Source organism: Anoxybacillus sp. TBDG-1 (assembly GCF_054815885.1).
This window is the reverse complement of the sequence record NZ_JBTZSY010000031.1, coordinates 1-17,032: the sequence shown is the minus strand read 5'-3', so window position 1 is coordinate 17,032 and position 17,032 is coordinate 1. Positions and strand designations below refer to the sequence as shown.

Sequence of the window (17,032 nt, the reverse complement as noted above, 5' to 3'; positions counted from 1 at the left end):
CATGAGGTTTGTCGTTCAAGGGCAAACGTACTATGTGGAAATGTGCGGAAGCGGACAACCGCTGTTGTTACTACACGGATTTACAGGCAGCTGTCAAACGTGGCATCCGTTTATTTCAACTTGGAGCCAACATATGCAATGCATCGCCATCGACATTATTGGTCACGGACAAACGGATGCCCCTTCAGATGTACAGCGATATGACATCGAGATCGTTGCTCAAGATATTGTTACGTTATTTAAGCAATTGGAAATAAAAAAAGCGCACATATTAGGATATTCCATGGGGGGACGACTTGCGCTAACATTTGCGATTCGTTATCCACAGTACGTTCAAACACTTATATTGGAAAGTAGCTCCCCGGGTTTAAAGACGGAAGAAGAACGAGTGAAACGTCGGGAAGAAGATGAACGATTAGCGCAGTTTATTGAACAACATGGGGTTGCATCGTTTGTTGATCAATGGGAGAAAATTCCGTTGTTTTCTTCGCTTCAACGGTTGCCAAAGGATATGCAACAAAGGTTGCGAAAAGAACGATTACAGCATACAGGTATTGGATTAGCCAATAGTTTGCGCGGCATGGGGACAGGAGCGCAACCTTCTTGGTGGGAAGCGTTGCCTCAATTGATGTTCCCGACATTGTTGATTTGTGGTGAAGATGATGAAAAGTTTTGTCGAATTGCGTCAGAAATGGTACAATTATTACCAAACGGGACGCTCATCACCGTTCCGCATGCCGGGCACGTTGTGCATATGGAGCAGCGTGAGCGGTTTGGTACGCTTGTTCAACAATTTGTTCTAAAAGGAGGTTCATTGCATGGCAATTGAATGGGTAAAAGAGAGGGAATATGAAGATATTTTGTACGAAACATATAACGGCATTGCAAAAATTACAATTAATCGTCCCGAAGTACATAATGCATTTCGTCCAAAAACAGTAATGGAATTAATTGATGCGTTTGCGTACGCGCGTGACGATGCAAATATTGGTGTCATCATTTTAACAGGGGCAGGCGGTAAAGCATTTTGCTCGGGTGGCGACCAAAAAGTGCGCGGACATGGTGGATATGTGGGGGACGATCAAATCCCACGCTTAAACGTATTAGACTTGCAACGTTTAATTCGTGTCATTCCAAAACCTGTTATTGCGATGGTTGCGGGTTATGCAATTGGTGGCGGCCATGTGCTACACGTCGTTTGTGATTTAACGATTGCAGCGGATAACGCGATTTTTGGACAAACAGGACCGAAAGTAGGCAGCTTTGATGGTGGGTACGGTGCTGGTTATTTAGCGCGTATTGTCGGTCATAAAAAAGCGCGCGAAATTTGGTATTTATGTCGTCAATATAATGCCCAAGAAGCGTTAGAAATGGGATTAGTCAATAAAGTTGTTCCGCTTGAACAGTTAGAGGAAGAAACGGTGAAATGGGCGGAAGAAATTTTAGAAAAAAGCCCGACAGCTATTCGTTTCTTAAAAGCTGCATTTAATGCAGATACAGACGGACTAGCAGGCATTCAACAACTTGCCGGAGATGCGACGCTTCTTTACTATACGACAGATGAGGCAAAAGAAGGACGCGATGCATTTAAAGAAAAGAGAAAACCGGACTTTAAGCAGTTCCCGCGTTTTCCATAAAAAAATACAAATAACAACAGCTTGATGTGTACACATCAAGCTGTTGTTTTGAAGGTGGTGTGAAGATGATCCCAAATTGGTTACGTCAACGTGCATATTTAACTCCGAATCGCGTGGCGCTATATGATGAAACAGAAGCGATTTCATTTGCTGAACTTCATGAACGAACGACAAAACGAGCAAGACAACTTGTTTTTCTCGGTGTAAAAAAAGGGGATGTTGTCGCTATCTTAATGAAAAATAGTGCACATATGGTTGAGCTTATTCACGCCCTTCATTATATTGGTGCGATTGTTTTATTACAAAATGTACGTTTATCCGTAGACGAAGTAAAGTGGCAATTAGAACATAGTGGGGCGCGATTTGTCATTTGTGATGAGCCTTTTCCAGATGAGCGAGCGATCGAATGGGGGGAGTTTGCCAAACTTCGTGAACGAGATGAAAAATGGCAAACGATGTACAATTTAGACGATGTCGCAACAATTATGTACACATCGGGAACGACAGGAAAGCCAAAAGGGGTTATGCAAACGTACGGAAATCATTGGTGGAGTGCAATTGGTTCTGCTTTAAATCTTGGATTGCGTGAAGATGATTGTTGGCTTGCAGCCGTTCCATTTTTTCATGTTAGTGGTTTGTCGATTTTAATGCGCAGCGTCATTTACGGAATTGGTGTTTACATTGTGCCGTCATTTGACGCAAAACGTGTCAACGAGCTCATTTTTCAAGGGAAAATTACGATGATGTCCGCTGTTAGCACAATGGTGCAGCAGATGATTCAACAACTAAAAGAGCCGTATCCTTCGTCATTTCGTTGTATGCTCGTGGGAGGGGGACCTATTTCTCAGCCATTATTGCAATCATGTGTCAATTGGAACATACCTGTATATCAAACGTATGGTATGACAGAAACCGCTTCTCAAGTAGCTACATTATCCCCGGATGCTCGCCATAAACATGGTTCAGCAGGAAAACCGCTGTTTCATATGAGCATTCGCATTGAAAAAGATGGACACCAACTGAATGCGAATGAAGTGGGAGAGATTGTTGTAAAAGGTTCGAGCGTTATGAGAGGGTATTGGCAAAACGAACAGGAAACGAATAGGGTTTTAAAAGATGGTTGGTTATACACTGGAGACATTGGATATATGGATGAAGAAGGATTTTTATATGTGCTTGACCGCCGCTCAGACTTAATTATTTCTGGGGGGGAAAATGTGTATCCGGCTGAAATTGAAGCGGTGCTTTTGGAACATAAGGCAGTAAAAGAAGCAGGTGTTATTGGCGTTGCTGATGAAACATGGGGACAAGTGCCATACGCGTTTGTCGTATTGCATGATCAAACAGCAACAGAAGAAAAATTAAAGCAATTTTGTATGAATAAACTTGCAAAATATAAAGTACCAAAACGAATTTATATCGTCGATTATTTACCGCGCAATGCTACAAACAAACTGATGCGCCATAAGCTAAAAACATGGATCGAGGAGGCGTAAAAAGGCCCCCTCTTTCTTAATTTATTGATATCCTTTTGCTGTTTCTTTCGTAATTTTTTCTTTAAACAGTTTATAGCTCCAAAGTTGATAGCCCACGACGATCGGCACCATGACGATAGCGACGCCGAGCATAATTTTTAAGTTCAATTCGCTTCCCGCTGCTTCAAAAAGCGTTGTGCTATATTCATCGTTGATGCGCGAAGGAAGCATATTTGGGAACATACCGATAAAACCAGTTGCCATAAGTGTGAAAATGGTTAAGCAAATGTTCGCAAACGCAAGTCCAATTCGTTTTTGCCAAACGAACAATAACATAAGTAATGCACATACGAAAGTAAGGGCTGGGACGATCCAAAGAATTGGCACCTTCGTAAAGTTGTTAAATAGCGGCGTCCGATTGCTTGTTGCAACAAAGAAAAGCGATAATACGACTGCTGATATAACAGCAGCTGGGCGAGCGACTGTATATGCTCGTTCCGCTACTTCTCCAACGGTTTTCAGCATGACCCATAGAGCACCAGAGACGACAAATAAACTCATAAACAATAATCCGCCTAATAGACCGTACGGATGAAGCAAGCTAAAAAACGTTCCTTCATATCCGGACGGACCAATTTTTAAACCGTAAAACAAATTCGCAAACGCAACGCCAAATAAAAGTGCTAAAGCAAAACTGCTCATTGTAAATGCCCATTTCCAGCTTTTTTGCCAAATAGGTGAATCGTCTTTATGCATAAATTCCAATCCAGCGGCGCGGAAAAACAGCGCGAATAAAATAAGCATCATCGGTGTATATAAGAAACTAAATAAGTCTGCATAAACGGCTGGAAATGCAGCAAATGTGGCTCCACCAGCTGTAATTAGCCATACTTCATTGCCACCCCAAAACGGTCCGACGGCTTCTTGCAGTTGATTTCGTTCTTGTCGATTTTTCGCTAAAAATGGAAATAACATCCCTGTACCGAGCGTATATCCATCTAAAACGAAGTACATCGTCCAAATGAGCCCCCATAGACCAAACCAAATGATCGCCACTGTTTCATGAGACATGTTGAACTTCCCCACCTTTCGTAGCTGTGGATGTGTATGGTCCTTTTTTTGCATATTTCAACATTAAATACACGTCAGCAATAAGTAAAATGGTATAAAACAAAACGAGGCTGACAAGTGAGAAAATGATTTGCGAAAGTGAAATTGGTGATACCGCTTCAGCTGTGCGCATTAATCCGTATACTGTCCAAGGTTGGCGACCAACTTCAGCAACAACCCATCCAGCATTAATAGCCACATACGGCAGTAACACAGAATACATCACAAGTTTTAAGAAACGTCGTGATTCCACTAGTTTATTTTTGCGATATAAGTAAAATCCGTACCAAAATAGAGCGACAAAATATAAACCGAGCGCGACCATTAAACGAAATGAATAAAAGACGATATTAACATTTGGACGTTCATCTTTTGGAATTTGATCGAATCCAACGACTTTTCCATCAAACGAATGTGTATAAAAATAGCTACCGAGCTTTGGAATCGTTAAAAATTCAACAATATTCCGTTCGTTTTTTGGATCAGGAATTTGAATAATGTGAAATGGTAAACTTTCTTTTGTTTCCCAAACCGCTTCAAGTGCAGCCCCTTTAGCTGGTTGCATTTTTGCCGCAAATGATGCTGATTTATGACCAATAAACGGTGTCGCTGTTGCTGCGATTAGTCCCAAAATGAGCGCATATTTAAACGACTTTTCGAAAAACTCGACATGTTGTTTACGCAGTAAATGCCATGCGCTAACTGCCATGACAAAAAATGCTCCAACGATATAACAGCTGACAATAGTGTGTACAAACATATGCCAAGCATATGGGTTTGTTACAACTTCCCAAAAGTTTTGTAGTTCGATACGTCCGTTTCTTTCAATATACCCAACTGGATTTTGCATAAAGCCGTTTGCTGTAATAATCCAAAGTGCTGAAATATTTGTACCGAGCGCAACCATCCAAATAGAAAATGCGCGAAGCTTTGGTGAAATTTTATCCTTTCCGAACAGCCAAATGCCCATAAATGTTGATTCTAAAAAGAAAGCAACGAGCGCTTCAATGGCGAGAGGAGAGCCGAAAATGTCTCCCATATATTTCGAATACTCAGACCAGTTTGTCCCAAATTGAAATTCCATCGTGATACCTGTAACTACACCGAGAACGAAGTTAATGGCAAACAGTTTTCCCCAAAAGTCTGCCATTTGTCGGTAAAGTGGGTTTTTTGTTCGCACATGTTGTGTTTCCATCCATGCAATTAAAACAATAAGCCCAATGGTTAACGGAACAAATAAGAAATGATAAAAAACCGTAATCGCAAATTGAAAACGGCTAAGCAAAAGCACGTCGCTCATATGTTTCCCTCCAACATTTGAAATATATTTCATATGTATAAGAGTAACGCCAACACGTGAAGGAGAGGTGAGGTAAATGTTGCAAAACTGTGGCGATAATTTTAAAAAAATGTGTCTATTCATCGTTTTTAACGTAGAAAAATTGGAAAACCCCTTGCCGTAAGCAAGGGGTGTGCTGTTATTCGCTCGGTTGGAACGTTTTACAGTCTGTTTCTGTCGAACTTGTCGCGGTTGAGCCTGCATGGCTTACGACGTAGATGGCGTCTGCACTACATCGGTTGCCTTGTGACCAAAATTGACAGTTTTGCACTTCACAAAGTACATCTTTTGCCATTATCATTCCCTCCTTTCTTTATGCTGATGTTAGTGTAGACAAAACATTAACAAGACATAACATGAAAAAATGAACAACATTATTGAGAATTTTTATCATTAAATATTGACACAGATAATCATTCTCAATTAGAATAAAATTGTGCGATATAAAACAAAAAGTCGGAGGGAGTTACATGTCATCATTATTAGTTGTTGGAGCAGATCATTTAGGAAACATTACCGATAAATTAAAAAGCTCAGGATTTAAGGAGATTATTCATTTAGATGGCAGAAAAGTGAATATGGTGAAACGACAAATTCCTGAGCACGTCGATATCGTATTTGTTATGACGGATTATATTAACCATAATTTAGCGAAAGTCATTAAGCAAAAAGCGAAGGATCAACATAAGCCAATTTATTTCGTCAAGCGTTCATGGAGTTCTATTCAATCCGTCATTCAACAAATGGGGAAGTGAGATGACATTGTGGCAATCGTTTATGAATGAAGTATTATCTTATCATTACAACATCTCTCCATCTCGTCGTTCATCGTTTACGTTGCTAAAAGGAGTTGAACGGGCAACATCATCGTTTTCGATCGCTTCTTGTGACTCTCCCGTTACGTACTATAAAATGATTGCAAAAATGACGGATTACTTGCTTCGTTTCGTTGCGAACGATCAGTCTTTTGTTCACATATTAGATGCTCGTGATGCCTTTATTACCGCATCATGTACGTCTGAAACAGGCGTTATTCCATCATGTATGAACGTTTTTGTTGTTGACCGCGCTCCTTCATTGGATGCAATACGACCATTTGAACATCGTTTCGGTCAAAAGCCGAAAATGGTACGAATATATGATGTCATGACAAATCGTTTATCTTATGTAATGCTCACAAGTGAAACATGTTGTAAAAAAACCGGGTAGTTTACCCGGTTTTTTTACAATTCATCAAATCCGTTAATATCAGTTGTTTTTGTATATGAACGTGGACGTGCTTCGAAAAAGTCGGTTTTGCCTAAGTTCACGTTTTCATCACTAAAGACACGAATCCAAGGCATACTATTTTCATCTGCATCGTATCGATCATCTAAGCCGAGCATACGCAACCGCTTATTTCCGAGATATTCAATATATTTTTCCATTTCGATGACATCAATGCCATCTATATCGCGCAACACAAAGCGCGACCATTCTGTTTCATAACGGATCGCTTCATCGATATATTCATATATCCACGCAGAAAACGCTCCATCTTCATCAATATGTGGATTTTCCCATAGCACAGCGCGTACGAGTTGAGAAATAAAGTAGCTATGGCATAATTCATCTTTATTAATATAACTAATCATCGTTGATGTTTTTAACATTTTTTGATTTCTAGCTAAATTGTAAAAAAAGGCGAAACCAGAGTAAAAATTAATTCCTTCTAATACGAGCGAAGCAACGAGCGCTCGGCAAAACGTTTCAACAGTCGGTCGTTCACGAAATGCTTCATATACGCGAATGACGTGTTCATTTCGCTTATAAATGTGCGGATTTGTGCGCGCCATTTCAAAGGCACGGTTTTGCTCGGATAGTTTCTCAATAGACGCAAGCACGTACGAGTACGACTGATTATGGACGACTTCTTGTTGTTCGATAATCGAAAAAATCGCTTTGACGCTCGGATCGGTAATGTATTCTTTCATCGCTCCGATAAAGTTCGGCTGAACAGAGTCTAAAATCGAAAGCAAGCCGATAATGTGTAAAAACGCATCGCGCTCTCGCTCGCTTAACGCGTGCCATTGTTTAATATCATCGGACATGTTAATTTCAAATGGCGTCCAAAAGTTGCCGAGCAACATTTTGTATATGTCGTAAAAATGGCTATATTTAATATCGTTCCAGTTTAAAATGCCGCTTGCTTTTCCGTTGATAATGCTTGTTGCCTTATTTGGATGCGACGGTTCCAACAACTTTACTTTCGTCAATAACAAAACGTTCGACCTCCTCTAGTAGTTGTTGTACGAACAAAGCCGGCAAGTGTTGTTGATGTCCGCGCGGCGATTGCTCAATTTTTAGCGTGCCGAGCACCGATGTGACTTTTCGTAAATGGTACGCCATTTCATCGACTGCGCGGCAATAATATGGCCACATTTGATCTCCTGTACCAAATACCGCAACAGGAGGCAAAGGAAGTTTGTATTCTTTAATGAGGAAACGCAGCAGTTGTTTCATCTCCTCTGGAAGTTGCCCGTTTCCCCATGTATATGAACCGAATAATAGTAATTCCGCTTGATCAATGAGCGATTCGATGGCCAATATATGTTGAATACTGATTGTTTTCACCGCATGTCCATATGAGCGAAAAGCTTCTTCGATCAACAGGGCGACTTCTTTTGTGTTTCCTGTTTTCGATGTATAGCAAATGAGAACGTTCATAATTTTTCCTCCTACGATGAGCAAACATCGCATTCTTCAATCGTTACGGCGGTACTGCGAACGTAATATGTTGATTTTAAACGCGCTTTCCATGCCGTTAAGTGTAAGTCTAACAAATCTTTCGCTTTAATAGTGTTATAGACATAAAGATTAAAGCTTAAAGACTGATCGACATGTTTTTGTCTTGCTGCATTTTGACGAATGCTCATTTTCTGATCGACTTCATAGGCGTTTGTGTAATACCAATACGTTTTTGGACTTAAATCTGGTACGGTGACAGGGATTTTATAATTTTTCTTTTCTTCAAAATACAAGCGGTTGAACACAGGGTCACATGACGCGGTTCCATTTGCTAACACAGATGTACTTCCATTTGGCGCAGGCGCCATTAAATAGCCGTTTCGAACCCCGTATTTCATGACTTGCTGTTTTAAGCCGTCCCAGTCTAAATCATCATGCGAATGATAGTTACGCAACTCAAAATATGTTCCTGTATGCCAATCCGACCCTTCGAACGCCGGATAGGCTCCTTTTTCTTTTGCTAGCTCCATGCTTGCTTGAATCGTTAAATAAGCGATTTTTTCGAACAATTGATCAGCAAGCTGAACACTTTCCTCGCTATTCCATTTGATCCCTTTTAACGCTAATAAATGGTGCCAAGAAAATGCCCCTAGACCGATTGCCCGATATTTTTTATTTGTCATTACCGCTTGCAACACTTCAATCCGATCTTCGTTTAAGTCAATCACGTTATCTAACATGCGCACTTGAATCGGAATGAGCCGTTCGAGCACACCGTCTTGAACCGCGCGAGCAAGATGAATACTAGATAGGTTGCAGACGACAAAATCACCTGGTTTTTTATGGATAATAATTTCGCCATCTTGTGTATATTCTTTTGTTACGGTTGTTGGACTCATATTTTGCATAATTTCTGTACATAAATTGCTCGAATAAATCATGCCTGCATGTTTGTTTGGATTCATTCGATTCGCTTCATCACGGTAAAACATATAAGGTGTTCCTGTTTCTAACTGTGATTTCATAATCCGTTTCATCACTTCAATGGCAGGCACGCGCTCTTTCGTTAATTGCGGATGATTGACGCATTCCTCATATTTTTCGCGGAAGGAGCCACGTCCTCTTTCTTCATCGTAAAAATCTTCAAGACCTAACGGATTGCCGTTTTTATCTTTCCAACCCATTACCTTTTTCACTTCGTGTGGATCAAATAAATACCAATCCCCGCGCTTTTCGACTTGTTCCATAAACAAGTCAGGAATGCAAACGCCATAAAATAAGTCGTGGCATTTTTGACGCTCGTCACCGTTGTTTAATTTGGCGTCCAAAAACGAGAAAATATCTTTATGCCAAACGTCTAAATATACAGCGATAGATCCTTGACGTGTACCAAGTTGATCCACCGATACAGCCGTATTGTTTAATTGGCGCATCCATGGAATGACACCAGACGATACACCTTTAAATCCTTTAATATCCGAGTTGCGTGCGCGAATTTTTCCTAAATATACACCAATCCCGCCACCGCCTTTGGAGAGGCGAGCGACGTCTGTATTTGATTCATAAATGCCAATTAAACTGTCATCTACCGTATCAATAAAACAACTTGATAACTGTCCGTATGATTTTCCTGCGTTTGCGTAGGTTGGTGTGGCGACCGTCATATACTGATTCGATAACGCCCAATACGCTTCTTTTACTAAATCCATTCGTTTAGATTTATCTTCATTGACCATGAGTGTTAAAGCAATCGTTAAAAAACGCTCTTGTGGAAGTTCGTAAATTTCACCGCTATAACCTTTTGCTAAATAACGATCAACAAGCGTTTTTAAGCCGATGTATGTAAATAGCTCGTCTTTTTTGGGATCAATCCACGTGCTCGCTTCTTGCAGTTCCTGTTTCGTATATCGTTCAAGTAAAAACGGGTCGTAAATACCAACATCAACGAGCAGTGTTTGCAATTCATAAAAATGTCGATATGTTTCAGAACGTTCGTAGCCACGGTGTGTAGCTGCCTCATCGTATAGCCGTTGTAAATAGAGCCGTGCTGCAACAAATGTCCAATCTGGCTGTTCCATGGTGATTTCATCAAGCGCGTTTAAAATAAGTTTATTTATCATGTCTTTGGATGTTCGGATGTGGGCAAGCACTCGTACGGTACGTTCGATATATCGCTCACTTGATAAATGCGGAAAGTCTTTCAAAATATGAAACAATAATGTGCGAATCGTTTCTTCATTCACTTCCGTTTGTTGTTTTATGTGCATCATGTAAAATCCCTTCCCCTTATAAAATAAAAACATCCGCTTTTGTTGAGCGGATGAAACGATGGAAAAAGGCATGCTTTCACCATCGTTTCATCTTCTCAACCCCCGAAGAATATGAAACGATACAAGGAAGGCAGGTCTCCTGACTCGCGCTTCTTCCTACTTTGGATTCCTTCCCGTATATGCGCCACAAATAGCTGACATATACAGTGGTGTTGTTTCCATTTCGTCTGCGCACACAGTTGCGGGGACAGTTCTGGATTCGCACCAGATTCCCTATTAAGTCCGTTCGGACACCTTCGCTTGCCGGTTTCAATATATAGTTACTTTTTGTTTTTTCATCACAATATATTGTATAAAAAAGGTTTACGTTTAAAACTATAACGAAAAATTTCAACATTTGCAATCATTATTTTTCATCATTTGCTAAATAGCGACGATCTTTCATAAACAGCCTCCAAAAATAAATGAATCCTGGAAATAAAATTGCAAAGCCGACAATATACGTCACGAAAAGGGCGCGAAATGTATTCGGATGCGTAAATCCAGACTCGATTGTTATATCTGGATAAATCATATATGGCAAATGAGCTTTGCCGTATGCGTAACTTGCACAAAAATATTGCAATACGATCGCCACAACAGCAAGACGCGGCATCCCACGTCCGTTTTTCTTTTTCCATGAAGGAAGAAAAAGAGCTAAACCAGCCACGAGAAATAATGCGACAGAAGCGGCAAGCCATGGCCAACGTGCAATCATTCCGTCATATAGCCAATGCGCTTCATTTCGCATCGTGATCATAATTAAAATTGAAGAAAGGAGAGCAAATGGTCCGATAATGAGCGCATCGCGACGATAAATCGTATACGCTTCGATTTCATTTGCTTCGTTTGAGTAGTCTGCTAATAAAAGCGACGAAAGGAAGAGTGTACTTGTAATCGCAAAGGCGATAAATGCATATTCGTGTGGGCTTGTAAATAAGCGATCAAGCCGGAGACGACTGACGCCATTAACCGTTTCGACAAAAGATCCATGTGTAATGGGTAATACGCTAATTAAAAATGCTGGAATAAGCAAACCGCTTATACCAGAAATGTAAACGAGCACTTTTTCATACTTAGGAGCAACGTGCGAAAAGACGAGGAACGCACTACGTACAGTAAGCAAAAGTAAAATAATGCTTCCCGGGATAAGTAAAATGGTTCCAAGCATAAACGTTGCTCCTGGAAAAAAACTGACGAGTGCCACAACGATGGCGACGATAAATACGTTTGTCACTTCCCATGTTGGTGATAAATATCGGTTTGCGATTTTCGTTGCTTTCGTTTGTGGACGATTGATATATACCATTGACCAAAAACCTGCTCCAAAGTCCATTGTCGCCATGACGGCGTAAATAAAAATAAATCCCCATAAAATTGAAATGGCAATTAATTCATCTGTCATCATCTTGCTCCTTTCTACATGTGTGTAGATAAATGTTGTTCAATCGGATGACGGCGGAAGTACGAACGCAAGACGAGCACGACGGCTACAAGTAAAAATACGTAAATAGACGTAAATAAAAGAAAAAGTGTTCCTAAATTCGTCGATTGTGTCACAGCTTCTGCAGTTGTCATCATGCGATAAATAACCCACGGTTGTCTGCCTGTGCAAGCAAAAATCCAGCCAAATTCAATGCCGAGAAGGGCGAGGGGACCAGCGGTAACGATCGTCCACATAAACCAGTTTGGAAATATTTTTTGTTTTTTTACTCGATGCCAAATGAATCCGACGATCGAAAGAAGGAGAAGAAACATGCCAATTCCGACCATTGCATTAAAAAGTGTATGGACAAACAATGGCGGCCACCATTCTTCAGGAAAATCATTTAACCCGACAACGACAGTATCGAATCGATTACCAGCTAAAAAGCTAAGCAGCCACGGAATTTCAATGCCCCATTTTACCGTTTGTGTTTCGCGATCTGTAAAACCACCGATAACGAGGGGGGCGTGCGACTGCGTTTCAAACAACCCTTCAGCAGCGGCTAATTTTTCAGGTTGATACTCATGAAGGAGTTGCGCTGATTCATGCCCGTTGATCGCTGTTAATAGAGAAAACACACCACCGACTGTTAACCCGAGCATAAGCGCCTTTTTATGAAAAAGCTGAATGCGCTCGTTATGTTTATTTTTCAACATCTTATAGGCAGCGATGGAAGCAATCGTAAAAGCCCCGGTCATATAAGCTGATAAAACAACGTGTGTAGCTGTGACTGCGAAGCTCGGATTAAAAAACGCCTTCCATGGATCGACGTCGACAATTTGTCCATTTTCGATACGAAAGCCTGTCGGTGTACCTTCAAAGGCATGTACGTTCGTAATTAAAATAGCAGAAGCGGCTGCTCCAATGGCAACAAACGTCAAGCTTACGATGCGCATCGTTGGAGAAATGCGGTTAGCAGCATATACGTAAATTGATAAAAACAACGCTTCAACGAAAAACGCATAAATTTCAATTTGAAATGGGAGTGCCATCACTTTTCCGATCACTTCCATAAATCCGGGCCATAAAAGAGAAAGCTGTACGCCCGCAATCGTTCCAGACGGGATTGCTACGCCAAGCAAAATAGCGAGCGCTTTCGTCCAACGATTTGCCATAAGGGCATAGTCGTTGTCTTTCGTTTTTTGATATAGCAACTCAGCCAATAAAATCATAAGCGGAATACCAACTCCAAGCGTTGCAAAAATAATATGAAACGCCATCGTTGTGCCGAACAATGTTCTTGCTGTTAATACGTGATCCATACCGAAATGTTCATCCCTTTCCATACATTGTCGTTTCATAGTTTGATGTGAAAAGAGAAAAAATATGCAAAAAAAAATAAGCGACCGTTACGATCGCTTATTGTAGTGCTTTTTTTAATGCGGATATATTGTCATTCATAATTGCAAAGTAATCTTTGTTGTTTGCAATATCATCATTTGTACGAGCTTCTAAGTTGTGAAGAATAAGCACATCAGCCCCAATTTCGTTTTTTACAACTTCAGCAATTCTGGATGTCACGTTTTGTTCGAAAAAGATATAGCGTATATTATGCTCTTTTGCCTTTTTAATGATGGAAGCGAGTTGTTTTTGTGACGGCTCGTTTGTTGGTGATAGTCCCGTTACGCTTATTTGTTTTAACCCGTATCGCTTCTCCCAATAGCCGTATGCGGCATGGGCAACAAGAATTTCTTTTGTTTTCGCGTTTTCTATCAATTGTTGGAACTGGCTATCGAGCTGTTCAAGCTGCTGTTTTAACGAAGCGAAGTTTTGTTCAAAATCGTTTTTCGCTTCAGGTTTGAGATCCGTTAACGTTTGTTTAATCTTTTCCGCCATTTTAATGGAATAAATTGGATCTAACCAGACGTGAGGATCTACATCTCCATGAGCATGTTCATCTTCATGGGCATGTTCATCTTCATGGGCATGTTCATCTTCATGGGCATGTTCATCTTCATGAGCATGTTCATCTTCATGGGCATGTTCATCTTCATGAGTGTGATTGGCTAGAAGTAAATCAATTCCTGCGGTTGCTTCCACGAACTTGACCCGCTCATTTTCCAGCGTTTTGACGATGCGTTCAACAAATCCTTCCATTCCTTGACCGATGTAAAGGAAAGCGTCAGCATCAGCGATTAGTTGCATTGTTTTTGCTGTCGGTTCATATGTGTGCACATCGACGCCAGGAGGGTATACGCTTTCCACTTGAACGTGCTCCCCGCCAATTTTTTGAGCAAAATCTTGAAGTGGATATACAGTTGTATAAATGATAAGTTTGTTGTTTGTTTTCTCGGTCGTTGACGGCGCTAGTTGTTCTTGTTTATTACATCCAAATAATGTTAGTGTGATCGTAAGAATGATTGATAAAATTATTTTCAACCTCATTTTTTTCCTCCTTCCAAAAAGAAGGATGTCTCTGAAAAACAGAAAACATCCTTTTCTCTCGTCTTATTATATCGTAATCGTTACGATTTGAAAACTATGAAAAACTAACAAATGGCGGAAGCGGGTCAGTAAAAGTTGACCAATCTTTGTTCATTTCCTCATCTGTTAATAAACATGTATCGAGTGAAGAAGAAATTTTCTGTTCATCCATATCGATTCCGATAAACACGAGTTCTGTCATGCGATCACCATACGTATCATCCCATTTTGCAAGCAATTCTTGTTCTTCTTGTAAAATGCGTTCCCGTTCGTGTGGAGGATATGTCGCAATCCATTCACCAGCCCCTTGAATCATAATGGACGGTCCAGCTTGCGAAAGAAGTCCACACATATTATTGCGTGAAGCGAGCCAGAAAAAGCCTTTTGCACGAACGACTTCAACAGGCCAGCTTTCAAGCCAATGCATAAGCCGTTCCGGGTGAAACGGACGACGTCGGCGGTATACGAACGATGAAATGCCATATTCCTCTGTCTCTGGTGTATGTTCTTCATTTAGTTCTTTGATCCATCCAGCCGATTGACTGGCTTTTTCAAAGTCAAATAAATGAGTATTTAAAATGTTATGAAGCGCTACTTTTCCGTATGTCGTTCGAATGATTTTCGCTTCTGGATTTAATTTGTGCAAAAGAGTCTCTAATTCGTCCGCATCTTCTTTCGAAATACAATCGATTTTATTTAAAATAAGCACGTTCGCAAATTCAATTTGATCAATTAATAAATCAACGACTTCACGTGTATCCGTTTCATCGATCGCCTGTTTACGATCTAATAACGTTTCACCAGAAGCGAAATCATGCCAAAAACGATTAGCATCTACGACAGTCACCATCGTATCTAATCGACATTTTGACGTTAAGTCGATCCCGAACTCTTCGTCAATGTAAGTAAACGTTTGAGCGACAGGAATCGGTTCGCTAATACCGGATGATTCGATGACGATGTAATCAATATTTCCTGCATCAACAAGTTTTTCAACTTCTTTCATTAAATCTTCCCGCAATGTACAGCAAATACAGCCGTTTTGAATTTGCACAAGTTTTTCTTCGGTGCGCGAAAAACCACCTTGTTGAATGAGCTCAGCATCAATATTCACTTCGCTCATGTCATTGACGATGACAGCAATTTTTAATCCTTCCCGATTGTTTAAAATATGATTAAGCAACGTTGTTTTCCCAGAGCCTAAATACCCACTTAATACAGTGACAGGAACTTTTATCATATTATTCCCCTTTCTTAAAACGTAATTATTACGATTTACATCGTTTATCATACCGAAAAAGAAGAGAAAGGGCAATTATTTTTCCTCTTTCTCTGGTACAGGATCAAATCCACCGGGATGAAACGGATGGCATTTTAAAATGCGTTTTATTGTTAAATAGCCTCCTTTAAGCGCACCGAAGCGACGAATAGCTTCTAATCCATAATGAGAACAAGTTGGATAAAAGCGGCACGTCGGCGGTTTTAAAGGGGAAATAAATCGTTGATAAAAGCGAATGAGTAAAATGAATATATGCTTCATATCATACACCTACCCCTATTTTTTCTTATTGTAACATAGATGTATAAATCCATTCCAACAAAAAAAGATGAAAAAAGTCGGACTTTTGTGTATGATAAAAACGTAACAATTGAAAAAGAGGTGAGAGGTATGCCTTCAGTAGAAAGCTTTGAGCTTGATCATTGTGCGGTCAAAGCACCGTACGTTCGCCATTGCGGCGTTCATCAAGTTGGCAGCGACGGTGTTGTGAATAAATTTGATATTCGTTTTTGTCAGCCTAACAAAGAAGCAATGCAGCCAGCAGCCATTCATACGCTTGAACATTTGCTAGCGGTGCACATTCGTAAGCATGCCGAAAAATACGACCATTTTGATATTATCGACATTTCTCCGATGGGATGTCAAACGGGTTATTATTTAGTTGTTAGCGGTACGCCAACCGTTGAAGAAATTATTGACTTGCTTGAAGCGACAATGAATGAGGCATTGACGGTTACAGAAGTGCCAGCCGCAACAGAAAAAGAGTGTGGTCAAGCGAAATTGCATGATTTAGAAGGAGCAAAGCGACTCATGCGCTACTGGCTATCGCAACCAAAAGAAGAATTGAAAAAAGTGTTTGGCTAAAAAACAAAGGTTCAGGCGTCACATGTCTGAACCTTTGTTTTTTTCAGTTGGCAACTCATCGATAGTATGTTTGTATTTGTATGCTTTTGAAATCGTTAAAACGCTTAAGATGAGCACTATAAATACAATGATGATGGAAATAATAAAAGTAAGCAACATGTACATCCCTCCACACTTTATGTTAATGCAGAAACATATTATTTTCCAAATGTTTTTTTGTTTGTTACAATGAAGAAAGGGAAAGATTATAATCGAGGAGGTTGGTAACTGTTAAAATATTTTTGTAAAAATCAATAAAACTCTATATACAATTTATAAAATTACAAAGCAAAAGAGCAAATAAAGCCAAGAGAATGGTTAAGGAGCTAACTGAAAATGATTA

Annotated in this window: 18 protein-coding genes and 1 riboswitch; of the genes, 6 read left to right on the top strand and 12 right to left on the bottom strand. The window is 40.2% G+C overall.

Features of this window, described 5'->3' with window-relative positions; translation table 11 throughout:
* The first annotated feature begins 1 nt into the window (after position 1).
* The 3 genes from menH (at position 2) to ACYQY7_RS10095 (ending at position 3,133) form a co-directional block, all read left to right on the top strand.
* A complete protein-coding gene (menH, locus tag ACYQY7_RS10105; protein ID WP_461201913.1) occupies positions 2 to 829 on the top strand; it encodes a 2-succinyl-6-hydroxy-2,4-cyclohexadiene-1-carboxylate synthase in 828 nt (275 codons plus the stop codon).
* Positions 819 to 1,637: a 1,4-dihydroxy-2-naphthoyl-CoA synthase gene (menB, locus tag ACYQY7_RS10100; protein ID WP_035048670.1), complete on the top strand. Its 819-nt coding sequence runs from the start codon at positions 819 to 821 to the stop codon at positions 1,635 to 1,637. Before menH ends, menB begins: the two co-directional genes overlap by 11 nt.
* 65 nt (positions 1,638 to 1,702) lie before the next feature.
* Complete coding sequence (locus ACYQY7_RS10095) at positions 1,703 to 3,133, top strand: o-succinylbenzoate--CoA ligase (protein WP_461201912.1); 1,431 nt, start codon at positions 1,703 to 1,705, stop codon at positions 3,131 to 3,133.
* Between the two features lie 21 nt (positions 3,134 to 3,154).
* Here the strand turns inward: ACYQY7_RS10095 and cydB are convergent, their stop codons facing one another.
* The 3 genes from cydB to ACYQY7_RS10080 all read right to left on the bottom strand — a co-directional run bounded on the left by cydB (position 3,155) and on the right by ACYQY7_RS10080 (position 5,856).
* Positions 3,155 to 4,183: a cytochrome d ubiquinol oxidase subunit II gene (gene cydB / locus ACYQY7_RS10090; protein ID WP_461201911.1), complete on the bottom strand. Its 1,029-nt coding sequence runs from the start codon at positions 4,181 to 4,183 to the stop codon at positions 3,155 to 3,157.
* The gene (locus ACYQY7_RS10085; protein ID WP_461201910.1) at positions 4,173 to 5,522 is read right to left on the bottom strand and encodes a cytochrome ubiquinol oxidase subunit I; all 1,350 of its coding nucleotides are present in this window, start codon (positions 5,520 to 5,522) and stop codon (positions 4,173 to 4,175) included. Before ACYQY7_RS10085 ends, cydB begins: the two co-directional genes overlap by 11 nt.
* A 178-nt stretch (positions 5,523 to 5,700) precedes the next feature.
* Positions 5,701 to 5,856, bottom strand: coding sequence for a DUF1540 domain-containing protein (locus ACYQY7_RS10080; RefSeq protein ID WP_072242634.1), 156 nt, complete (start codon positions 5,854 to 5,856; stop codon positions 5,701 to 5,703).
* 175 nt (positions 5,857 to 6,031) lie between these two features.
* Here ACYQY7_RS10080 and ACYQY7_RS10075 point away from each other — a divergent pair, with 175 nt between their 5' ends.
* Both ACYQY7_RS10075 and ACYQY7_RS10070 read left to right on the top strand, forming a co-directional pair.
* The gene (locus ACYQY7_RS10075; protein WP_461201909.1) at positions 6,032 to 6,316 is read left to right on the top strand and encodes a DUF2325 domain-containing protein; all 285 of its coding nucleotides are present in this window, start codon (positions 6,032 to 6,034) and stop codon (positions 6,314 to 6,316) included.
* A 1-nt stretch (position 6,317) separates the two neighbouring features.
* Positions 6,318 to 6,770, top strand: coding sequence for a diverged REC-like domain-containing protein (locus ACYQY7_RS10070; RefSeq protein WP_461201908.1), 453 nt, complete (start codon positions 6,318 to 6,320; stop codon positions 6,768 to 6,770).
* Positions 6,771 to 6,784: 14 nt separating this feature from the next.
* Here the strand turns inward: ACYQY7_RS10070 and ACYQY7_RS10065 are convergent, their stop codons facing one another.
* The 8 genes from ACYQY7_RS10065 to yidD all read right to left on the bottom strand — a co-directional run bounded on the left by ACYQY7_RS10065 (position 6,785) and on the right by yidD (position 16,047).
* Positions 6,785 to 7,822, bottom strand: a complete 1,038-nt coding sequence (locus tag ACYQY7_RS10065; protein WP_461201907.1) for a ribonucleotide-diphosphate reductase subunit beta — start codon at positions 7,820 to 7,822, stop codon at positions 6,785 to 6,787.
* A complete protein-coding gene (locus ACYQY7_RS10060; RefSeq protein ID WP_461201906.1) occupies positions 7,776 to 8,267 on the bottom strand; it encodes a flavodoxin domain-containing protein in 492 nt (163 codons plus the stop codon). The genes ACYQY7_RS10065 and ACYQY7_RS10060 overlap by 47 nt, the downstream gene beginning before the upstream one ends.
* An 11-nt stretch (positions 8,268 to 8,278) precedes the next feature.
* On the bottom strand, positions 8,279 to 10,558 hold the full coding sequence (locus tag ACYQY7_RS10055) for a ribonucleoside-diphosphate reductase subunit alpha (RefSeq protein ID WP_461201905.1): 2,280 nt from the start codon (positions 10,556 to 10,558) through the stop codon (positions 8,279 to 8,281).
* Between the two features lie 113 nt (positions 10,559 to 10,671).
* Positions 10,672 to 10,871: riboswitch (cobalamin riboswitch) on the bottom strand.
* Positions 10,872 to 10,964: 93 nt separating this feature from the next.
* Complete coding sequence (locus ACYQY7_RS10050; protein ID WP_461201904.1) at positions 10,965 to 12,002, bottom strand: cytochrome d ubiquinol oxidase subunit II; 1,038 nt, start codon at positions 12,000 to 12,002, stop codon at positions 10,965 to 10,967.
* Positions 12,003 to 12,016: 14 nt separating this feature from the next.
* Complete coding sequence (locus tag ACYQY7_RS10045) at positions 12,017 to 13,345, bottom strand: cytochrome ubiquinol oxidase subunit I (protein WP_461201903.1); 1,329 nt, start codon at positions 13,343 to 13,345, stop codon at positions 12,017 to 12,019.
* Positions 13,346 to 13,442: 97 nt separating this feature from the next.
* Positions 13,443 to 14,468 (bottom strand): metal ABC transporter substrate-binding protein, encoded by a 1,026-nt coding sequence (locus ACYQY7_RS10040; RefSeq protein WP_461201902.1) that lies wholly within the window; start codon positions 14,466 to 14,468, stop codon positions 13,443 to 13,445.
* A 94-nt stretch (positions 14,469 to 14,562) separates the two neighbouring features.
* Positions 14,563 to 15,747, bottom strand: coding sequence for a GTP-binding protein (locus tag ACYQY7_RS10035; protein WP_461201901.1), 1,185 nt, complete (start codon positions 15,745 to 15,747; stop codon positions 14,563 to 14,565).
* Positions 15,748 to 15,822: 75 nt separating this feature from the next.
* On the bottom strand, positions 15,823 to 16,047 hold the full coding sequence (gene yidD / locus ACYQY7_RS10030; protein ID WP_032100458.1) for a membrane protein insertion efficiency factor YidD: 225 nt from the start codon (positions 16,045 to 16,047) through the stop codon (positions 15,823 to 15,825).
* Between the two features lie 129 nt (positions 16,048 to 16,176).
* On the opposite strand from yidD, the gene ACYQY7_RS10025 reads away from it, so the two are divergent.
* The gene (locus tag ACYQY7_RS10025; RefSeq protein WP_003397762.1) at positions 16,177 to 16,650 is read left to right on the top strand and encodes an S-ribosylhomocysteine lyase; all 474 of its coding nucleotides are present in this window, start codon (positions 16,177 to 16,179) and stop codon (positions 16,648 to 16,650) included.
* A gap of 18 nt (positions 16,651 to 16,668) precedes the next feature.
* Here the strand turns inward: ACYQY7_RS10025 and ytzI are convergent, their stop codons facing one another.
* Positions 16,669 to 16,809 (bottom strand): YtzI protein, encoded by a 141-nt coding sequence (ytzI, locus tag ACYQY7_RS10020; protein ID WP_461201900.1) that lies wholly within the window; start codon positions 16,807 to 16,809, stop codon positions 16,669 to 16,671.
* Between the last annotated feature and the right edge of the window lie 223 nt (positions 16,810 to 17,032).

Bases quoted from the DNA above. Each gene is read 5' to 3' on its own strand.
- ACYQY7_RS10085 (WP_461201910.1), bottom strand. From the start codon at position 5,522: ATGAGCGACGTGCTTTTGCTTAGCCGTTTTCAATTTGCGATTACGGTT.
- ACYQY7_RS10080 (WP_072242634.1), bottom strand. From the start codon at position 5,856: ATGGCAAAAGATGTACTTTGTGAAGTGCAAAACTGTCAATTTTGGTCA.
- menB (WP_035048670.1), top strand. From the start codon at position 819: ATGGCAATTGAATGGGTAAAAGAGAGGGAATATGAAGATATTTTGTAC.
- menH (WP_461201913.1), top strand. From the start codon at position 2: ATGAGGTTTGTCGTTCAAGGGCAAACGTACTATGTGGAAATGTGCGGA.
- ACYQY7_RS10025 (WP_003397762.1), top strand. From the start codon at position 16,177: ATGCCTTCAGTAGAAAGCTTTGAGCTTGATCATTGTGCGGTCAAAGCA.
- cydB (WP_461201911.1), bottom strand. From the start codon at position 4,183: ATGTCTCATGAAACAGTGGCGATCATTTGGTTTGGTCTATGGGGGCTC.
- ACYQY7_RS10070 (WP_461201908.1), top strand. From the start codon at position 6,318: ATGACATTGTGGCAATCGTTTATGAATGAAGTATTATCTTATCATTAC.
- ACYQY7_RS10050 (WP_461201904.1), bottom strand. From the start codon at position 12,002: ATGACAGATGAATTAATTGCCATTTCAATTTTATGGGGATTTATTTTT.
- ACYQY7_RS10055 (WP_461201905.1), bottom strand. From the start codon at position 10,558: ATGATGCACATAAAACAACAAACGGAAGTGAATGAAGAAACGATTCGC.
- yidD (WP_032100458.1), bottom strand. From the start codon at position 16,047: ATGAAGCATATATTCATTTTACTCATTCGCTTTTATCAACGATTTATT.
- ACYQY7_RS10045 (WP_461201903.1), bottom strand. From the start codon at position 13,345: ATGGATCACGTATTAACAGCAAGAACATTGTTCGGCACAACGATGGCG.
- ACYQY7_RS10075 (WP_461201909.1), top strand. From the start codon at position 6,032: ATGTCATCATTATTAGTTGTTGGAGCAGATCATTTAGGAAACATTACC.
- ytzI (WP_461201900.1), bottom strand. From the start codon at position 16,809: ATGTTGCTTACTTTTATTATTTCCATCATCATTGTATTTATAGTGCTC.
- ACYQY7_RS10035 (WP_461201901.1), bottom strand. From the start codon at position 15,747: ATGATAAAAGTTCCTGTCACTGTATTAAGTGGGTATTTAGGCTCTGGG.
- ACYQY7_RS10060 (WP_461201906.1), bottom strand. From the start codon at position 8,267: ATGAACGTTCTCATTTGCTATACATCGAAAACAGGAAACACAAAAGAA.
- ACYQY7_RS10095 (WP_461201912.1), top strand. From the start codon at position 1,703: ATGATCCCAAATTGGTTACGTCAACGTGCATATTTAACTCCGAATCGC.
- ACYQY7_RS10040 (WP_461201902.1), bottom strand. From the start codon at position 14,468: ATGAGGTTGAAAATAATTTTATCAATCATTCTTACGATCACACTAACA.